Raw genomic sequence first — 16,873 nt, 5'->3', positions numbered from 1 at the left:
AAGACTAACTGTCATAGGTGGTATCTATATCATGCATTTGAATTTATATCATGTATTTTATGTAACGGCCATAGAAAAAAACTTCAGCAAAGCCGCACAAAAGTTATATATTACACAACCCAGCGTGAGTCATTCTATTAAGCAATTAGAAGAAGGACTTGGCGTACAACTATTCATTAGAACCTCAAAAGGAGTACAAATCACTCATGAGGGCAAAACCTTATTTGATTATATCCAACCGGCTTTTGGATTAATTGACAATGCGGAACGTAAGATTGCTGAATTGAAAACTTTAGACAATGGCCATGTCACAATCGGAGGTAGTGATTCAACATGCAAGCACTATTTGCTACCTTATGTACAGACATTTCAAGACAATTTCCCAAAATTACAGATCAAACTTCAACATGGGTCAACACCTCAAATTGTAGACAAATTAACAAGTGGGATGATCGATATTGGCATCATTCACATGCCGATCAACCAAAGTCAACTACACCTAACAGAGTTCCTAAGTATTAACAGTACCTTCATAGTGGGAAAGAAATATAAAGATTTGGCTAATAAAACGCTGTCTTTAGAAGAGTTGCTAAACTACCCTATTATCACTTTTTCGGAAACAAGTAGTTCAAGAAGGTTTCTTGATCAGTTATTTCAAAAGAAGGGGCTTATTATGAAGCCAGATATTGAAGTAGGAAGTGTAGAATTGCTAATTGAATGTGCAAAAATTGGAATGGGAATTGCATTTGTCACTAAGGAGTTGGTTGCGAAGGAGTTGGCTGAAGGTGAATTAATTGAAGTTCAATTAAATGAAAAACTAGAACAGCGGAAGATTGGATTAATAACCCGAAAAGACATTCCTTTATCAATCGCAGCAGATAAATTTTTCAAACATTTAACCAATAATGGAAACGATTAACCCGAATATTATCGAATACCTTTCTTTTTATTCATAAATAGACTCCCAATATAATTCGCCTTATGAAACACCGTAGCATGCCCGTAGAAGTCGCGCTGCCCTATAAACAACCTATCCTCTCTAATACTGACAAGAAGCCTGTACAGTTGATCAGACAATGCTAAATACTGATCGACGTGATTTCCTTTTACTTAATGAGAGGTACGGGAATAGATCATTAGTTGAACGGTAGATTGAGTGCGAGCTGTATTTATATATGCACTGCCGAGGTCTAATAATTCTGCTGCATATACATAAATTATCCATTTCAGCAACAAGCGTAACACCAGTTTTGATTAAGGCAGCTTTAACTTAATCAATAAAATAAAACACCGCAGAAAGTTAAATACTTTCTGCGGTGTTTTTCTGTTTTTCCTTTAAAATATGTATTAATCAAAATAAACCTTTTCATCAAATTCATCGGTCTGGCATAGTATTATTTTTCCAAGAGAATGGGGATCTACCTTATAAATACAATGAACAGGATAACCATTTTTAATAGTATTTCCTTTTGAAGATTTTAAATTTAGTAGTGAATTTGGTGCATATAAATCATTATGTCTTCGAACAAGTGCCAAGCAGAAAATTTGTTTTTTACTTCGAATTCCTTTATCAAATGATAAATTCAAATAAACGGTTCTGTCATCGATTATGCGAACAGTACATTTCGTCAGGTCATCTAAACAACTAATAACTTGCAATTTTTGATCGGTAAATGTAGTTTTTAAAATACCTTCGGGTGATATTTTTCTTGCTTTGAGGGCTGAATAAAATTGTGAAGGTCTCATTGGTTGCTTACTCTTAGGGTTTTTATATTCTACACCACATAAGTGCATAAAATTAGATTTTTGTGGTTTGAAAATAAGCTCATAGTAAGAACCTTCTTTAAAGTAAACGTAATGAATTTCTGTATCCACGACCTTTTCAAATGCAACCAATCCTTGAAGTAATCTTTCAATTGTCCTTTTATCATTCATCATATGAAATCACCTATTTTCAATCAAAAAAGGGATGAAAGTATGACTACTTCCACCCCTTTTCTGAATATAATGATTAGGTTTTTATGTTGCTTGCCAACTTCCGGCACCCGAAGTCCGGAAAGAGTATCAAGTTTTTATGTTGCTTGCCAACTTCCAGCGCCCGAAGTCTGAAATGAGTATCAAGTTTTCACGGTGCCTAATCATCACCATATTTCTAATCTCAGAATACCATAAAGGCAGCCTGATGTCCATTAGCCTTTCCTTCGAAAAGGATTTTATTCAAGGTCAATGGCTACCTTCAATGTATGCATTAAGGCTAATGAAAATTTGTTAATGCATTCTGTGAGTTTTTTAACTGTTTAGTTAGCACTGCCGCACAATCCTTTGCAAAACAGAAAGGATTCTTATGGATATATAACAAAATGGATCGTGATCAGTACATGCAAGCTATGATTCGTGCAGTGACGAGTGAAGATTTACTTGAACAGTTATTGCTTAATACTTTAACTTTAATAGATTAAACACCAACGAACTTCCAAAATGGATAGTTCGTTTTTTACTTTCTCACTAGAAAACCACCGCAGAAAAGTTAAATACTTTCCGCGGTGGTTTTCGGTTGCTCCAATATAATATTACGTTTTTTCATCTGTATAAAGAACAAGACTGTCATGCTGACACTAATCAATCCGAACACGATGACCATCAACTGGAGCCCAATAATGTCGAGGAAAGCCCCTGCCGACAATAACACAACCTGGAACATAACCCGCTCCAACATATTCCGGAATGAGAAAAATCGACCATGATACTCTTTCGGCATTTGTTTCTGGAAAATAACCATGGCTGTTGGGAAAAAGCAGCCTAATGAAAAGCCTAAAACGGCAAAAGCACTTAATGTAATGGCCATACTGTCTACAAAAAACAGCATGAATTCAGCAACTGCTACCGTCGTTGCGAAGAAAAATAGAATCGTTGTTGTCTTCCATTTTGACGAAATATACTTCACCGCAAAGGAGCCGACCATGAATGCAATTCCTTCAGCCGTGTAGATTAACCCTTTAATGGACGCCGAATCTTGGATAATACTAATGTTAATGACAAGTAGATTGAATGATCCAAGGAACAACAATGGAATCAGTGTCATAACTAATGTCATGCCGACTGCTGGATAAGCTTTCAATACTGGAAACACTTCCATGAAGCCGCCTTTGCCTGCGGTTTTCACTTTAGCCTCTCTTGCCTCTCCCTCATCAATACGCAGCATTAATGTGAAAATGAGCAATCCACCGTAAGCAATCATAGATACCCAGTATAGCGACGCCAATGACCAGTAAACGAGCATGATGCCTGCTAATGCAGTTCCAGCGACACGTGCGATGGTCGCAACGTTCATGTGTAGCCCGTTCATCGTCAGCAAATCGTCATCTTTGACAACGAGTGGGATTGCCGCCTGTAGTGCTGGGAAATAGAAAGTAGCTGCCAATTGAATACTAATCATAAAGGCGACCATCCACCAAACAGATCCCGTTGAGATGGCAATTAGCATAAAGACAACACTAATCATCCGCCCAAAGCCCGCTAGAAGTAATACTATTTTTTTCCTAGATTGATCAATAACCTTCCCTGCTAATGGCCCCGCAATAATTCCCGCTAGCAAACCAACTGACATAATGAGTGCTTTGATGAAATCAGAAGGGATCTTTTCTTGCATAAATTCAAGATTTCCAATAATACCAGTCCACAACCCTAAACCTGCGATCATTTCCCCCGTTAAGATGATCCAAATGTTACGATTCTTCCACATCACTCTATCCCCGTTCTATTATTTCGCTTATCGAACTATTATAAGCGAGGTATGAAAAAAAGTCACGAGGAACTTATCCCCGTGACTTGCCTAGCCTTCTTATTCAACCTCTGCCTTTGGATCCTTGTAAATATGCGTTACATTGCCATCTTTTTTCTCATCCGTTATCGTACTACCGTTGGAATAGCGATCGACTGGACGTAATGCCCCTGCAACAATGGCAAACTTACTATCTTTTTCCGTTGCCAACACAATGATTTCATCAGTTGTTACCATTTTAGCCCCGATAACCCGGTGGGGATTAGATTTCAATTCTTTCAACACAACGACGCCGCGCTGTGCACGTGCAGCACTATCCAGTTCTTTCAAGCCCATTCGTTTGACAGCGCCACGCTGTGTGGCCAGTAAGATAGAAGCCCCGTCGTCTTGAACGACTTCCATTGCTACAACATAGTCTTCGTCCTTCAAATTGATGCCACGCACACCTGCAGTACGAATGCCGGTTACCGATAGTTCTGTCAGCGGGAAACGTAGTGCATAGGCCTGATGTGTAAACAGAATCATATCTTCGTCACCTTTGACCAGTCGCGCATCTACCATTTGGTCGCCTTTTTTAATGCCCATCGTTTTAAACGTCCTAGAATAACGCTGCACCTGGTAATCCGCCAACTTAGACAGTTTAACTGCCCCATTTTTGGATGAAGTCAAGATGAATGCCTCTTCATCGAAGCTTTCCAGTCCAATAGCTGCAATAATCGATTCATTTTGCTCAAGTGCAATAATACTGGAAATGTGCTGACCAAGGTCTTTCCATTTGATATCTGGCAATTCATGAACGGGCTGATAGATATAGTTACCAGCTGATGTGAATAGCAGCAAATGATGTCGTGTGTTCATTGGCTCTTCCAGCAAGCTATAATCAGATTCCTTCATTTCTTGCCCTGCTCCGTTTGAAGCACCGTAAGAACGAATGCTTGTCCGTTTGACATAGCCGTCTTTTGTCACAGAAACAATAACTTCTTCACTCGGCACCAAAATATCGAGATCGACTTTGATTTCTTCAATTTTTTCCTCGATGACGGAACGACGTGGTTCTGCAAATTGCTTGCGAATGGCAATCAGCTCTTTTTTAATAACAGCCGACAGCTTTTTATCACTTTTCAAAATCGCATCGAGTTGTTCAATCAGCTTGCGCAGTTCAGCATCTTCCTGCTGCAGCTCCGTAATATCAGTATTCGTTAGTCTGTACAGTTGAAGTGAAACAATTGCTTCCGCCTGGATTTCAGAAAATGAAAACTTGGTAATCAAATTATTTTTCGCATCGCGCTTATCTTTTGATCCGCGGATGGTTTTGATGACTTCATCCAAAATGGATAGAGCTTTCATAAGCCCTTCGACGATATGTAGGCGGTCTTGTGCTTTTTGAATGTCATACTGTGATCTACGTGTCACAACTTCTTTCTGGTGCCCAATATAAGCGTCTAACAGCATTGGGAGCGACATTAGCTTCGGTCTACGATCAGAAATGGCAATCATATTGAAGTTATAGGTGACTTGTAAGTCAGTATTTTTCAAAAGATATTGTAAAATACCATTTCCATCGATGTCTTTTTTCAGTTCAATAACGATACGAAGGCCCGTGCGATCCGATTCGTCCCGCACATCTGCAATCCCGTCTAATTTACGATCTAGACGAAGCTCGTCCATTTTCTTCACCATATTGGCCTTGTTAACGTCATAAGGAATTTCTGTCACAACAATTTGTGACTTGCCGCCTTTTAACGGTTCAATGGCTGTTTTAGCACGGATGATAAAACGTCCTTTACCTGTTTCATAGGCTGTTTTAATGCCATCTGTTCCTTGGATGATACCCCCCGTTGGGAAATCAGGTCCTTTGATGACCGTCATTAGTTCATCAACAGAAACGTCAGGTTTATCCATGCGCATCAGCACAGCATCTAAGGTTTCATGCAATGCATGGGGCGGGATATCCGTTGCATAGCCTGCCGAAATCCCGGTTGAGCCATTGACAAGCAAGTTTGGGAATCGTGCAGGTAACACAGTCGGTTCTGGTTCCGTATCATCGAAGTTAGGGATAAAATCAACTGTGTTTTTAGTGAGATCCCGCATCATTTCGCCCGCAATTGCAGATAAACGTGCCTCAGTATAACGCATGGCAGCAGCGGAGTCACCATCGACAGAACCGTTGTTACCGTGCATCTCAATCATCATATGACGCAGCTTCCAATCCTGACTCATCCTGACCATCGCTTCATAAACGGACGAATCTCCGTGTGGATGATAGTTACCGATTACGTTACCGACTGTTTTGGCGGATTTACGGAAGGCTTTTTCATGTGTATTACCTTCATGGAACATGGCATACATAATCCGTCGCTGAACAGGTTTCAAGCCGTCCCTTGCGTCCGGCAATGCCCGGTCCTGAATGATGTATTTACTATAACGTCCAAATCGGTCACCAATCACTTCTTCCAAGGGTAGATCCTGGTAACGTTCTTCTAAAGTCATTCAAAGTCCCCCTCGACGTGCAAAAATTCATTGTCCAAAATATTATGTTCTTCCTGCATACCGAAGTCGACGTTTTCTTCAATCCAACGTCGTCTTGGCTCTACCTTATCACCCATCAACGTTGTGACACGTCGTTCGGAAATCGCATTATCTTCGATCGTCACGCGTATTAACGTCCGTGTTTCAGGATTCATCGTTGTATCCCACAGCTGATCGGCATTCATTTCACCGAGCCCTTTGTAGCGCTGGAGCATATAGCCTTTGCCGACCTTTTTCATAGCTTCATCAAGATCCGCTTCTGTCCATGCATAAGCAAGCTTCTCGCTCTTCCCTGTCCCTTTAAACACCTTGTAGAGAGGGGGTAATGCGATGTACACTTTACCAGCTTCAATAAGTGGCTTCATATAGCGATAGAAGAACGTCAGCAGTAATACTTGAATATGTGCTCCATCTGTATCGGCATCCGTCATGATGATGACTTTGTCATAGGCAATGTCTTCTATTTGGAAGTCCGAGCCTACACCGCCCCCAATGGCATGAATAATCATATTGATTTCTTCATTTTTTAGAATATCTTCGAGTTTTGCTTTTTCTGTATTGAGCACTTTTCCCCGTAACGGCAAAATAGCCTGGAATACACGGTCACGGCCTTGTTTCGCAGATCCTCCTGCCGAGTCCCCTTCGACAAGGTACAGTTCATTTTTCGCCGCATTTCTTGATTGTGCAGGTGTTAATTTACCTGACAGCAGTGTATCTGATCTTTTTCTCTTTTTGCCAGAACGAGCATCTTCACGTGCTTTACGTGCCGCCTCGCGTGCTTGTTGTGCACGAATGGCTTTTCGAACGAGTGATGCACTTAAATCCGCATTTTCTTCAAGGAAATAGAGCAGCTTCTGTGACACGATAGCATCTGTGACACCACGTGCTTCACTTGTGCCAAGCTTACCTTTCGTCTGTCCCTCAAATTGCAAAATTTCTTCTGGGATACGGACAGATACGATGGCCGAAATTCCTTCACGGATATCCGAGCCTTCTAGATTCTTATCTTTCTCTTTCAATAAACCCGTTTTTCTCGCGTATTCATTGAATACACGGGTCATCGCCGTTTTTGCACCTGTTTCATGTGTGCCCCCGTCTTTTGTCCGGACGTTATTGACGAATGACAAAATGGTTTCTGAATAGCCATCACTAAATTGGAATGCAAACTCAACTTCAATGCCGTCTGATTCTCCGTCCAAATAAGCCACAGGATGCAGTACATCCTTCTCTTCGTTCAAATAAGAAATAAAGGCTTCAATCCCTGTTTCATAATGAAAAACGTCATGCTTATCCGTGCCTTCTTCTTTTAGGTCGATTTTTAAACCTTTCAACAAGAATGCAGATTCACGTAAGCGTTCACTTAATGTGTCATATTGGTATTTTAGTACCGAAAAAATAGACGGATCCGGTTTAAAATGGATAAGCGTCCCTTTATCACGTGTCGTACCGATTTGTTCAAGTGTTGTGACAGGCTTGCCACCTTGTTCAAATCGTTGACGGAACTTTTTGCCATCACGGAAAATCGTAACTTCAAGCCATTCGGACAATGCATTGACAACGGAGGCCCCAACGCCGTGAAGTCCACCACTCGTTTTGTAGCCGCCTTGTCCAAATTTACCGCCAGCATGCAGAACGGTTAAAATGACTTCTACTGTCGGCTTCCCTGTTGCATGTATTCCCGTCGGCATACCGCGCCCGTAATCTCGGACACTGACACTGCCGTCTGTGTGAAGCGTTACGTCCACTTCAGAACCAAACCCTGCTAGCGCCTCATCCACCGCATTATCAACGATTTCATAGACCAAGTGATGCAATCCACGAGAATCGGTAGATCCTATGTACATGCCAGGACGTTTACGAACCGCGTCAAGGCCCTCTAATACATGAATCGAATCATCATCATATTTAAATGTTTCCTGTTGCTTCGTCAAATTACGACCCCCATCAAACGAATGTTCTCTTTTATATAATCGTACTGCTTCTCTAGAAGGTTGTCAAATCAACGTTCTTAGAAGCTTGCTCCACTTATTGTATAGAAGAAGATGATTTATTGCAATGATGATTCGTTAAACGATAGGGACTTGAATCAGATGTTCGTACCCGAATTAATCCAATCCACCTCATAAAAATATGTACTGAGTGAATGATTCTCTAGACGAAGTCATTGTAGTGACCACATGGTTCTGCTAAACTAAAATTACTATAGAACTATATAAAAGGGGTATTGAATGGAAACTATCTTACTGTTACTCATCGCCTATTTACTTGGTTCCATCCCATCAGCACTGTGGGTTGGGCAACTCTTCTACAAAATGGATATCCGCCAGCATGGTAGCGGCAATTTAGGTGCAACTAATACATTTCGTATTTTGGGCAAAAAAGCAGGTATTACTGTAACGCTGATTGATATTTTAAAAGGAACAGCAGCTGTTTTATTGTTAACTTTACCTTTTTTCGAACAGACAAACGTCCACCCACTCGTTCCAGGTATTCTTGCAGTCGTGGGTCATATGTTTCCCATATTTGCTCGTTTCAAGGGCGGTAAAGCGGTGGCAACATCTGGTGGCGTGCTTCTGGGTTATAGTTGGCCCGTCTTTCTTTTACTTTTCATCACGTTCCTTATTGTATTGAAAATCACGAAAATGGTTTCATTGACGTCAATGATTGATGCGGCGGTTGGCTTCCTATACAGTATTGTTCATTATGTTAGAACGGGTGATTTTACACTTATTATTCTAATTGGCTTATTTGTTATCTTCATCTTCTATCGTCATCGAGAAAATATTGGGCGGATTAGAGCAGGAACCGAGCCAAAAGTAAAGTGGTTGTAATACAATAGAGGCAGTAATCGAAAGGTTGGTGTGGGAATGAAGATTATCTTATCAACTGAGGCGTTAAGCTGGTTTAAAGAAGAAATGGCGGCTGAATCGGGTGACAGCATTAAGTTTTTTGCTCGATACGGAGGTGCAAGTCCATTACATGCTGGATTTTCACTGGGTGTCAGAATGGAAGATCCCGATGAAGCTGCTGTTGAAGCAAACCATGATGGCGTCCAATACTACATCGAGCGTCGTGATGAATGGTATTTCCTAGAGCATGATCTACATGTTAACGTCGATCCTACTGTCGATGAACTCATTTATTCATATGAAAAAGCGTGAAGGCACAATGCCTCACGCTTTTTTCATGTCATCTTCACTGGTAGTTGCAAGTAAACCAAATCGTTCGAGCTGATTCGACAAACCTTCTGCCAGTAAAATTTCACGTTCATATTTACCGAATAAATCGAAGTGTGGATAATCATCCCGTAAGTCTATCCATTCCGGTTGTAAGCCGTATTGCTTGCCCCAGGTTGCTAACTTATCAAGGTCAGCACACCCCGCCTTGGTCACTGTGTGGCATCCGGGAAAACGTTCGTCAAGCCAATAATGTGTGAGAAAGGCGATTTCATTGTTGCTAACTGCTTTTTTCCACGCAACCAGTTCATTCCGCTTAATACCAAATGCCATTAGTCCGCCACTCGACGAATTTCTACATATTTTGCATCCCAATCCGGTGCGATTTTCCGAAGAGAAACTGGTCGGAAGTTCTCTTTTTTGACGACAACGTGTTCTGATGTGGCTGTCGCGGCAAGCGTACCATCCGCATGGAGGATTTCATAGCCGTATGTCGTACGCAATCTGCCATGTAACTCAACCCATGTACGAATAATCACCTGCTGCCCATACTTCATGGCCGCCTTATATTGGATAGATAAATCCGTCACAGGCGACAGATAGCCTTCTGCTTCAAGCCCTGCATAGGTAAAGCCAAGGTCCTCAATCAATTTCGTACGCCCAATTTCCATCCATACTAAATAGTTTGCATGATAGACAACACCCATCTGGTCTGTCTCCGCATACCTAATTTCAATTTCTTTTTCACTTATATACACTTATCTCTCACCTCATTGTTTATTATACAAATAAAACTACAAAAGCGCAGGGCGCCTGCTCAGATGCGACAGGCATAAGACGGGTTGGAGAGAAGAGGCGGGTTTTGCCTCATAGCCAATATGACTGTCAAAGTATACAGGCTAAGAGCGCCGCGTCCTGCGGCAACAAAGAGGGATGGCAGTTCAATCCCTCTCCACTGCGTAACTCACTTCCTGTGAGCCTCCGAGCATCTCGCGCCCGGAATCTGGACGTAGAAAAAGGTGTCCGAGTGAATCGGACACCTTTTCCAAAAAATTAAGCTTCTTTCATTTTATCACGAAGAACCATTTGTAGGATTCCGCCGTGACGATAGTAGTCAACTTCAACTTCAGAGTCGAAACGCGCAAGCACATCGAATTCTTTAACAGAACCGTCAGTAGCTGTAGCTGTCACTTTCAAGATATCACGTGGTTTTACGCCTTCCGCGATGTTAACACTAATTGCTTCTTCACCTGTAAGGCCTAGTGTTTCTGCACTATCGCCTTTCAAGAATTGAAGTGGAAGTACACCCATCATCACAAGGTTTGAACGGTGGATACGCTCATAGCTTTCAGCAATAACTGTTCTGATACCGAGTAGTGAGGTTCCTTTCGCAGCCCAGTCACGTGAAGAGCCCATTCCATAGTCCTTACCTGTAATGATTGCAAGACCTGTACCGTCTTCTTGGTACTTCATAGCCGCATCATAGATTGGCATGATTTCTTTATTTGGCCAGTAAGTAGTGAAGCCACCTTCTGTTCCTTTTGCAATCTGGTTACGAATACGGATATTCGCAAACGTACCGCGCATCATCACTTCATGGTTTCCACGGCGTGAACCGTAAGAGTTGAAGAAACGTGGGCTTACGCCATTGTCAAGCAAGTATTTCCCTGCTGGCGTATCTTTACCGATTGCGCCCGCTGGTGAAATGTGGTCCGTTGTGATGGAATCGCCAAATTTACCGATAACACGTAGCCCTGAAAGTGCTTGAATGTCAGCTGGTTCTTTTGCAAGTCCTTCGAAGAACGGTGGGTTTTGAATATATGTTGAGTTTTCATCAAAATCGTACAAGGAATCATCAGTTGTTTCAATAGCATTCCATGCTTCGTTTTCTGTGAAGACGCGTGCATATTCTTTACGGAATAGCTCAGGTGTAACCGTTGCTTTCACAACTGCCTGTACTTCTTCCGTTGTTGGCCAAATGTCTTTAAAGAAGACGTTATTGCCGTCTTTATCTTGACCGATTGGATCTTTGTCAAAGTCGATATCGACAGTTCCAGCAAGTGCATAAGCGACAACTAGCGGCGGTGAAGCCAAGTAGTTTGCTTTCACAAGTGGGTGGATACGTCCTTCAAAGTTACGGTTACCCGAAAGAACCGATGACATTAACATATCGTTCGCTGTGATCGCTTTTTCGATTTCTGGAAGAAGTGGTCCAGAGTTACCGATACATGTTGTACAGCCGTACCCTACTGTTGTAAATCCGATTTGATCTAGGTAAGCATCAAGACCCGAATCTTGTAGGTAGCCTGTTACAACTTTTGAACCTGGTGCCAATGACGTTTTCACGTAAGCTGGTGGCGTAAGTCCTTTTTCGACAGCTTTTTTCGCAACAAGACCCGCACCTAACATAACGTATGGGTTAGATGTGTTTGTACATGATGTAATTGCTGCGATGGCTAAATCACCTGTTTTAAGGTCAACAGTGCGTCCGTCTTCGAAGTTGATTGTAGACGTTTTCTCAAGTTCTTTCGGTGTGAAACCGAAACCTTGGTTGCCTTCAGGCGCTACAACCGCATCGTTGAATGAACGTTGCATGTCTGTTAGTGGAATCATATCCTGTGGACGTTTTGGTCCAGCAAGGTTCGCCACGATTTGAGACAAATCGATTTCCACTACTTCTGTGTATGTTGGCTCTTCATTATCAACTGTGAAGAACATATCGTTTTCGATCAAATATTGTTTAACCACTTGGATATTTTCTTCTTCGCGGCCAGTTAAACGCATGTAGTTAAGCGCTTCTTCGTCGACTGGGAAGAAACCACAAGTTGCACCGTATTCAGGTGCCATATTCGCAATTGTTGCACGGTCTGCAAGTGGTAATTTACCAACGCCAGGTCCGAAGAACTCAACGAATTTACCAACAACACCATGTGCACGAAGTGTTTGCGTTACTTTCAATGCTAGGTCAGTTGCAGTTGTTCCATTTGGAAGTTCTCCAACCAATTTAACACCGATAACTTCTGGAATTGGGAAGTATGAAGGCTGTCCAAGCATTCCTGCTTCTGCTTCAATACCACCAACGCCCCATCCAAGAACACCGATACCGTTGATCATTGTTGTATGGGAGTCCGTTCCAACAAGTGTATCTGGGTATGTTTCGAATGTGCCATCTGCGTTTTCAATCGCATGAACAACGTTTGCCAAGTACTCCAAGTTAACTTGGTGAACGATACCTGTTGCAGGTGGTACTGCACGGTAGTTGTCGTACGCTTTTTGTGCCCAGCTTAGGAACTGATAACGCTCTGCGTTACGCTCGAACTCAAGCTCCATGTTTTTTTGCAATGCATCAAGTGTGCCATAACGGTCAACTTGTACCGAGTGGTCAATGACTAGATCGACAGGAATTTCAGGGTTGATTTTGTTCGGGTCTCCACCCATTTTCGCCATTGCTGAACGAAGTGCTGCAAGGTCAACGACAACAGGTACACCTGTGAAGTCCTGAAGAATAACGCGTGACGGTTTGAATGGTACTTCTGCATCTGCGTCCGCATCTTTACCCCATTTTGCTAGATTTTCGACATGTTCGTCTTTAATGACATAACCATCATGTTGACGTAGTACGGATTCAAGTAACACTTTTACGGAATAAGGTAGTTTGGAAATGTTTGCGATGCCTGCTTCTTCCAGCGCAGCTAGACGGTAATAATTATACGTCTTGCCATTCAATTCGAATGACTGACGGCTGTTGTGCAAATTGCTTTTTGCCATTGCTGAATTCCTCCTTTTTTCTACTAAAACTGCTGAAAAGGCTGTAAATCAATTACGCCTCGGCATAATTACGTCCAATTTTTTTCGAGCTTTTCAAAACTCCCCTACAAAAACCGGTGACATCCGCCGAAGGCTTTATCTGTCTTCTAGAGAAGATAGGTAAGCGTCTTTTCTCTAGTCCATCATATAATACCTAGGAACATAAGTAAAATACATTATATTTATAGTCTTTCATAAGTAATTGTAATGACTCATTGCCGAGGCGCGATTGATCTTCCAGGATTACAGTCTTCAAATCTTTCCAAAGGAATTGCATATTCTGTTTCTGTGAGCTTTACTAATCTTGGCGAAGGGAACATCTCATACATATATACCCTCTTTTGAACCAGTTGGAACATTTTTTGCCGACAAACTCGTCATTCCTGCCTGATTATTAATTCGTTCAGCTATGTAGCGCAGCAATTCTACAGAGCGTACCGATTTTGTGGCGATACGTACTCCTTTTTCCAAGCAAAGGTATTTTACTACTCGATATTTTTAAAGTATACTGAAATAACGGTTTAGAAATGGCATAAAAAACAGAATGACACGAAAAGGAGTGTTACGCATGATAAAGGCATTACTAGTAGTCGATTATACAGTCGATTTTGTAGCCAAAGATGGCGCGTTAACATGTGGAGAACCAGGAATTGCACTTGAAAATTATATTACTAAATTGACAGCAGCATTTCTAGATGAAGGCCATTTTGTTGCCATGCCAGTTGATGTGCATGATGTTGACGATCCGTATCATCCTGAAACTAAACAATTCCCACCGCATAATATTCGTGGAACTGCCGGAAGAGAGTTGTACGGTTCTCTTCAGCAATTGTATAATAAGTGTAAGAAAGACATCCATTGGATGGACAAAACACGTTTTAGCGCATTTGCTGGAACCGATTTGGAACTACTTTTACGTGCACGCCGCATTACGCAATTACATCTTGTTGGCGTCTGTACGGATATTTGTATCCTTCACACAGCTGTCGATGCTTATAACCGTGGTTTTGATATCGTCATTCATGAACAAGGTGTCGCAAGTTTCGATGCTTCGGGTCATGAATGGGCACTGCGTCATTTTAAAAATACGTTAGGTGCCACGATTGTTCGCTAACTTCTGCTAAAATCTCTGGTAATTTTTTCGTTTTTGTTGTTTAAAGTATCGTAAAGCAGGTTATGGCGAATACTACTGAAGCAACTACGAATTACTTCAAAGGAGATGAAGTTCAATGGGATTCATTTGGTTTTTGATTATCGGTGGGATCATTGGTTGGTTGGCTGGTATGATTTTAGGGAAAGACATTCCGGGCGGCATTATCGGTAATATCATTGCCGGGATTATCGGAGCTTGGATTGGCGGTAAACTGCTTGGCCAATGGGGATGGCGCGTATCCGATTTTTATGTCTTCCCAGCTCTGCTTGGCGCGATTATCCTTGTCTTCATTGTGAGCTTTATCATGAAAACCATGCGTAGGGCTACATGACAAAAAAAGATGGACCCCATTTATGATGGGTCCATTTTTTTCATTTATTTTCCATTTCAATACGATATATCTCAAATTCATTGAAAAAATAAAGAACATCCTGCACATATTTCTCACTACGGTTGTAATCAAAAATAGCTTTTTCAAGCTCACCATCTGCTGCGCCGCTTTTCGCAAGATATTTCGCAGCACTATGCATGGCATCTTCAATATCATATGGATCGGCAACTCCATCACCATTTGCATCTACGCCATAGCCACCATATTGCTTGATAATTTCCGGATTCGTTTTATCCTCTTCAGGTATTTCTCCTTTGCCAAGCCCACTACATCCCGGATAACCCCAACCGACAAATGTGCAGGGCATGAATTGCATATGGCCCTCTGCACCAACTGGAGAAAGAAGAGGATCCATCGTTGAAAAACGTGTTTCAATCCGGTGATGGGCAGCTAACAGCGTCCATGGGATACCATACGTTTCAGCCGCTTCTTTATACACCGGGATATACTCCTCCGGAATCATCGTTACACTATGGTGTTCTTTCATGTCAAGCAGTGCACTCGCCGATTTTCGAATTAATTCTGGGTTCTGCAAGCCTGTCCAGATAATAGCAGTCAACGTAAAAACAGTAACTGCAACGGGGATCAGAAGAATAATAAGCAATGCTTTTACCTTCATAGACAACCCTTTGCTTTTCTTTTTTGTCATCTTGCTTTTCACCCCGTCAAATCTAGCCTTCCCTTTACCGTTTAAGCACCTGCTTTAATGAGTGCTTTCATATCTTTAACAATTTTTTCGTAAGGTACGTCGTCAACTCCATTATACATTTTGACAATTTGACCTTGCTGATTGACGAGTGAAAATTGAACACCATGTGTCACCTGGTCTGAGTTCGGATCATCAATTACAATCGCCTTAAAGGATTCCAACGCAAACTTCGAAATATCCTCCATTGTGTAACCTGTTAGCATTTCCCACTTATCTTGATCCTGAGGATCAAACATATCAAGATACTCTTGGAACACTTCAGGTGTATCCACTTCTGGATCGACACTGAATGATATGATTTTATAGTCTTCAACGCCTTCTTCAGCTAGTTTTGCTTGGATATCTACCATATTTACCATCATCGGTGGGCAGACTGATGTACAATTTGTGAATACAAATTGAGATAGCCACACTTGTCCTTTCAAATCATCAAGCGAAACTTGCTCATTATGCTGATTTGTAAATTCAAACGGCGCGATTTGATATTCAAAATCTGCTTTGAATCCGCCTGGACCTGAACAAGCTACTAGTAGAAGTATTACAAGTAAAACATACGGTAATAATAACTTTTTACGCATTCTCTTATCCCTCACTATACTGTTTATACGTTCATCATAGCGGAAGAGTTGCACCTAAACAAGCAAATCGGTAGAAAATCTCCTGTCAAAACATCGACGATTTTGTGAAGTTCATTTCATCTTCAAGAGTACATGAGCATCATGGATAACAATAAGCTTACTTTCCAAGCGATGCAATAAGTAAAAGGATACAAAAATCGGAAAGCCAACTTCTTGTAGTATGAAAATGAAAAAAGAAATACATTGTCCGTGTAATTTTTTGCGGATGCTCTTATAATAGGTAATAGATATGGAAGAGGTGAAGACTGTTGCAAGATTTATTTATGTGGTTCATCATTTTCTGGTGCTTTGTCCTTGTTGGCCTTTTTGGCATCGGTGGCTTTTTCATGTTCCGGAAGTTTCTCAAAGTATTTCCGAAAGCAGACGGTAAATCGACACTCGACTGGGAAGAGCATTATGTGGAAAGCTCCATTCACCTGTGGAATGATGAAGCGAAATTAATGCTGAACGAGCTCGTTACGCCCGTACCGGAATTATTCCGACCTGTCGCTAAGCAAAAAATTGCGGGTAAAATCGGTGAGATTGCGCTAGAGGAAAAAGCGAAGAAAATTAATCATGATTTGATTATCCGCGGCTATATTCAGGCGACACCAAAACGTGATCATAAATTCCTTCGTAAGAAACTAACATCCATGAACATTGATTTAGCCCCTTATGAAAGTTTGTTCTGATAGGAAAAGGTGCCTACA

General features: G+C 41.5%; 16 protein-coding genes. 6 read left to right on the top strand and 10 right to left on the bottom strand.

Annotated features, from left to right (window positions below; translation table 11 throughout):
- Positions 1-31: 31 nt before the first annotated feature.
- Positions 32-919, top strand: a complete 888-nt coding sequence (locus tag N1I80_RS10695; protein WP_340737856.1) for a LysR family transcriptional regulator — start codon at positions 32-34, stop codon at positions 917-919.
- A 428-nt stretch (positions 920-1,347) separates the two neighbouring features.
- Here the strand turns inward: N1I80_RS10695 and N1I80_RS10690 are convergent, their stop codons facing one another.
- The 4 genes from N1I80_RS10690 to parE all read right to left on the bottom strand — a co-directional run bounded on the left by N1I80_RS10690 (position 1,348) and on the right by parE (position 8,241).
- Positions 1,348-1,938 (bottom strand): PBECR4 domain-containing protein, encoded by a 591-nt coding sequence (locus tag N1I80_RS10690; RefSeq protein WP_340737855.1) that lies wholly within the window; start codon positions 1,936-1,938, stop codon positions 1,348-1,350.
- Between the two features lie 589 nt (positions 1,939-2,527).
- Complete coding sequence (locus tag N1I80_RS10685) at positions 2,528-3,742, bottom strand: MFS transporter (RefSeq protein ID WP_340737854.1); 1,215 nt, start codon at positions 3,740-3,742, stop codon at positions 2,528-2,530.
- A 99-nt stretch (positions 3,743-3,841) separates the two neighbouring features.
- Positions 3,842-6,271, bottom strand: coding sequence for a DNA topoisomerase IV subunit A (gene parC, locus N1I80_RS10680; protein ID WP_340737853.1), 2,430 nt, complete (start codon positions 6,269-6,271; stop codon positions 3,842-3,844).
- A complete protein-coding gene (gene parE / locus N1I80_RS10675) occupies positions 6,268-8,241 on the bottom strand; it encodes a DNA topoisomerase IV subunit B (protein ID WP_340737852.1) in 1,974 nt (657 codons plus the stop codon). Before parE ends, parC begins: the two co-directional genes overlap by 4 nt.
- A gap of 297 nt (positions 8,242-8,538) precedes the next feature.
- On the opposite strand from parE, the gene plsY reads away from it, so the two are divergent.
- Both plsY and N1I80_RS10665 read left to right on the top strand, forming a co-directional pair.
- A complete protein-coding gene (gene plsY / locus N1I80_RS10670; protein ID WP_340737851.1) occupies positions 8,539-9,141 on the top strand; it encodes a glycerol-3-phosphate 1-O-acyltransferase PlsY in 603 nt (200 codons plus the stop codon).
- 36 nt (positions 9,142-9,177) lie between these two features.
- Positions 9,178-9,471: a HesB/YadR/YfhF family protein gene (locus N1I80_RS10665; protein ID WP_340737850.1), complete on the top strand. Its 294-nt coding sequence runs from the start codon at positions 9,178-9,180 to the stop codon at positions 9,469-9,471.
- 12 nt (positions 9,472-9,483) lie between these two features.
- Here the strand turns inward: N1I80_RS10665 and N1I80_RS10660 are convergent, their stop codons facing one another.
- From N1I80_RS10660 to acnA, 3 genes are all read right to left on the bottom strand, one after another.
- Positions 9,484-9,819, bottom strand: coding sequence for a hypothetical protein (locus N1I80_RS10660; RefSeq protein ID WP_340737849.1), 336 nt, complete (start codon positions 9,817-9,819; stop codon positions 9,484-9,486).
- Positions 9,819-10,244 (bottom strand): acyl-CoA thioesterase, encoded by a 426-nt coding sequence (locus N1I80_RS10655; RefSeq protein WP_340737848.1) that lies wholly within the window; start codon positions 10,242-10,244, stop codon positions 9,819-9,821. Before N1I80_RS10655 ends, N1I80_RS10660 begins: the two co-directional genes overlap by 1 nt.
- A 295-nt stretch (positions 10,245-10,539) precedes the next feature.
- Positions 10,540-13,254 (bottom strand): aconitate hydratase AcnA, encoded by a 2,715-nt coding sequence (gene acnA / locus N1I80_RS10650; RefSeq protein WP_340737847.1) that lies wholly within the window; start codon positions 13,252-13,254, stop codon positions 10,540-10,542.
- A 607-nt stretch (positions 13,255-13,861) separates the two neighbouring features.
- Here acnA and N1I80_RS10645 point away from each other — a divergent pair.
- Positions 13,862-14,407: a cysteine hydrolase family protein gene (locus N1I80_RS10645; protein WP_340737846.1), complete on the top strand. Its 546-nt coding sequence runs from the start codon at positions 13,862-13,864 to the stop codon at positions 14,405-14,407.
- A gap of 115 nt (positions 14,408-14,522) precedes the next feature.
- Positions 14,523-14,777, top strand: a complete 255-nt coding sequence (locus tag N1I80_RS10640; protein ID WP_340737845.1) for a GlsB/YeaQ/YmgE family stress response membrane protein — start codon at positions 14,523-14,525, stop codon at positions 14,775-14,777.
- 40 nt (positions 14,778-14,817) lie between these two features.
- Here the strand turns inward: N1I80_RS10640 and N1I80_RS10635 are convergent, their stop codons facing one another.
- From N1I80_RS10635 to N1I80_RS10625, 3 genes are all read right to left on the bottom strand, one after another.
- A complete protein-coding gene (locus N1I80_RS10635) occupies positions 14,818-15,486 on the bottom strand; it encodes a lytic transglycosylase domain-containing protein (protein WP_340737844.1) in 669 nt (222 codons plus the stop codon).
- 41 nt (positions 15,487-15,527) lie between these two features.
- On the bottom strand, positions 15,528-16,124 hold the full coding sequence (locus N1I80_RS10630; RefSeq protein WP_340737843.1) for an SCO family protein: 597 nt from the start codon (positions 16,122-16,124) through the stop codon (positions 15,528-15,530).
- 111 nt (positions 16,125-16,235) lie between these two features.
- Positions 16,236-16,364, bottom strand: a complete 129-nt coding sequence (locus tag N1I80_RS10625) for a YvrJ family protein (protein ID WP_340740026.1) — start codon at positions 16,362-16,364, stop codon at positions 16,236-16,238.
- An 83-nt stretch (positions 16,365-16,447) separates the two neighbouring features.
- Here N1I80_RS10625 and N1I80_RS10620 point away from each other — a divergent pair, with 83 nt between their 5' ends.
- The gene (locus N1I80_RS10620) at positions 16,448-16,855 is read left to right on the top strand and encodes a DUF2621 domain-containing protein (protein ID WP_340740025.1); all 408 of its coding nucleotides are present in this window, start codon (positions 16,448-16,450) and stop codon (positions 16,853-16,855) included.
- Positions 16,856-16,873: the final 18 nt, after the last annotated feature.

The organism is Sporosarcina sp. FSL K6-3457 (genome assembly GCF_038007285.1).
Taxonomy (GTDB): domain Bacteria; phylum Bacillota; class Bacilli; order Bacillales_A; family Planococcaceae; genus Sporosarcina.
This window is presented reverse-complemented; position numbering and strand designations above follow the sequence as displayed.

Bases quoted from the DNA above. Each gene is read 5' to 3' on its own strand.
- N1I80_RS10640 (WP_340737845.1), top strand. From the start codon at position 14,523: ATGGGATTCATTTGGTTTTTGATTATCGGTGGGATCATTGGTTGGTTG.
- N1I80_RS10660 (WP_340737849.1), bottom strand. From the start codon at position 9,819: ATGGCATTTGGTATTAAGCGGAATGAACTGGTTGCGTGGAAAAAAGCA.
- N1I80_RS10665 (WP_340737850.1), top strand. From the start codon at position 9,178: ATGAAGATTATCTTATCAACTGAGGCGTTAAGCTGGTTTAAAGAAGAA.
- plsY (WP_340737851.1), top strand. From the start codon at position 8,539: ATGGAAACTATCTTACTGTTACTCATCGCCTATTTACTTGGTTCCATC.
- N1I80_RS10620 (WP_340740025.1), top strand. From the start codon at position 16,448: ATGTGGTTCATCATTTTCTGGTGCTTTGTCCTTGTTGGCCTTTTTGGC.
- N1I80_RS10685 (WP_340737854.1), bottom strand. From the start codon at position 3,742: ATGTGGAAGAATCGTAACATTTGGATCATCTTAACGGGGGAAATGATC.
- parC (WP_340737853.1), bottom strand. From the start codon at position 6,271: ATGACTTTAGAAGAACGTTACCAGGATCTACCCTTGGAAGAAGTGATT.
- N1I80_RS10635 (WP_340737844.1), bottom strand. From the start codon at position 15,486: ATGACAAAAAAGAAAAGCAAAGGGTTGTCTATGAAGGTAAAAGCATTG.
- acnA (WP_340737847.1), bottom strand. From the start codon at position 13,254: ATGGCAAAAAGCAATTTGCACAACAGCCGTCAGTCATTCGAATTGAAT.
- N1I80_RS10695 (WP_340737856.1), top strand. From the start codon at position 32: ATGCATTTGAATTTATATCATGTATTTTATGTAACGGCCATAGAAAAA.
- N1I80_RS10645 (WP_340737846.1), top strand. From the start codon at position 13,862: ATGATAAAGGCATTACTAGTAGTCGATTATACAGTCGATTTTGTAGCC.
- N1I80_RS10690 (WP_340737855.1), bottom strand. From the start codon at position 1,938: ATGATGAATGATAAAAGGACAATTGAAAGATTACTTCAAGGATTGGTT.
- N1I80_RS10630 (WP_340737843.1), bottom strand. From the start codon at position 16,124: ATGCGTAAAAAGTTATTATTACCGTATGTTTTACTTGTAATACTTCTA.